The organism is Pseudomonas sp. P4_C1 (genome assembly GCF_056402155.1).
The window spans coordinates 1-1,611 of sequence record NZ_JBFUHY010000160.1 but is presented as its reverse complement, the minus strand read 5'-3'; the positions used below and the strand labels follow the sequence as shown (position 1 = coordinate 1,611).

Below are 1,611 nucleotides of genomic sequence, written 5' to 3'. Positions count from 1 at the left end.
GGCGCAGGGCCGTAGGACCGATATCCAGGCTGGCGCAGACCTCGGGAACCGACTGTCCCTCGTCCAGCACCATGCTCGCCGCCTTGAGTTTGAACTCACTGGAATAAGATTTACGCATAGCCAAAACACCTCAGATTTGGGCGCCATCATAGCGCCCGATTGAAGTGTCCAAAATCATTAGGCCAGTTCAGGCTCGCTCCTACAGGTTTTGTGTCGGTCACCAATACCAAGCCAGTCCACGATCCACTGTGGGAGCGAGCCTGCTCGCGATAGCGTCGGCCCATCCGGCATTGATGTGACTGACGGGCCGCCATCGTCGGAACGCCGCCCGGAGCATGCTCGCTCCTACAGGCTTTGTGTCAGGCAATTATTCTGGTTACTCGAGCCGGGCCAGCCTTTCTTCCAGCGCCGCAATCCGCGCTTCCAGCTCTTCGATCCGTTCAACCGAAACCCCGCTGCCACCACGCTCTGCCGGGTTTTGCCGTGCCGCCATGATCGCTTCGATATCCGCTGGATCGCCCAGGGCGTGGGTATAGCGGTCTTCACGCTGGCCGGCCTGACGCGGAATCAGTACGGCCAGGCCTCGGGCAATCAGGCGTTCGAGTTGATGCACCACCTGTTCGGCATCTTCGAATTCATGCATGCGGCCGCTGCGGGTCAGCAGTTCATTGACGGTCTGCGGACCGCGCAGAAACATCAGCCCGGTCAGGACGAGCTGCGCCGGCACCAGTTCCAGGGCCTTGCCGACCTTGTGTTCCCAGCGGTCGGCGCGGCTGCCCATCACCAGTCTGGTGAAACCGCGTCCTTCGAGGACGCGCAGGCTATGGCCGACCTGGCCTGGTGTGAGGTTCATCACCGGTTCGCGGCTGGTTTTCTGGTTGCRGGCAATCACCAGGGCATTGAGGGTCAGGGGATAGGTTTCCGGGCTGGTGGCCTGTTTCTCGATCAACGAGCCCAGAATGCGGATTTCCGTACTGTCGAGCCGCTGCTCGTCTAAAGTCGTCTCTTGCTCAGTGCTCATGGTTCTGCGTCCTTAGCCGATTCATGTTTTTCACTCGCGTGGGTGCACTTTAGATGGGCAAGCGCCAATGGCAACCGAATTCGTTGCGTCATCAAGGGAATGATGACAAAAAGTGTATGAAATATTAACGCCATTTTTACAATTGGCCGGGCACCGTATGCGGGGTCGCGCGCGAGTGCGTCCACAGGGCGGGATATTGTTGGCGTCATCGCCCAAAATAGCTGAACCCTGCATCGAGTCGGCCGGTGTACGACACCTTCATTCGCCTCTGATAAAAGAAATCCAATAAAGGCGAGAGTGACTCTATGAGCCAAGACATTTTTGTATCCGTACTGATCCCCGCCAAGAACGAAGCGAACAACCTCAAGCCATTGCTTGAGGAAATCCGCGTCGCATTGGCCGCTGAATCTTACGAAATCATCGTCGTCGACGATGGCAGCACCGATTCGACCCTGCAGGAACTGCGGCAGATCCGCCACGACGGCTTGAACACCTTGCGCATCCTGCATCACGAACGGTCGCTGGGGCAGAGCACTTCGCTGTACCACGCCGCGCGGGAGGCCCGCGGGCAATGGCTGGCGACCCTCGAT

General features: G+C 58.6%; 3 protein-coding genes. 1 reads left to right on the top strand and 2 read right to left on the bottom strand.

Annotated elements, in window-relative coordinates; genetic code table 11:
* Both AC1DU9_RS29770 and AC1DU9_RS29765 read right to left on the bottom strand, forming a co-directional pair.
* Positions 1-118: transposase (locus tag AC1DU9_RS29770; protein ID WP_477786854.1), on the bottom strand; the 118-nt coding region annotated here is incomplete at its 3' end.
* A gap of 258 nt (positions 119-376) precedes the next feature.
* Positions 377-1,021: a YceH family protein gene (locus AC1DU9_RS29765; RefSeq protein WP_477811265.1), complete on the bottom strand. Its 645-nt coding sequence runs from the start codon at positions 1,019-1,021 to the stop codon at positions 377-379.
* A 305-nt stretch (positions 1,022-1,326) separates the two neighbouring features.
* Between AC1DU9_RS29765 and AC1DU9_RS29760 the strand changes: the two genes are divergently transcribed.
* A partial coding sequence (locus tag AC1DU9_RS29760) for a glycosyltransferase family 2 protein (RefSeq protein WP_477811264.1) occupies positions 1,327-1,611 on the top strand: 285 nt, incomplete at its 3' end.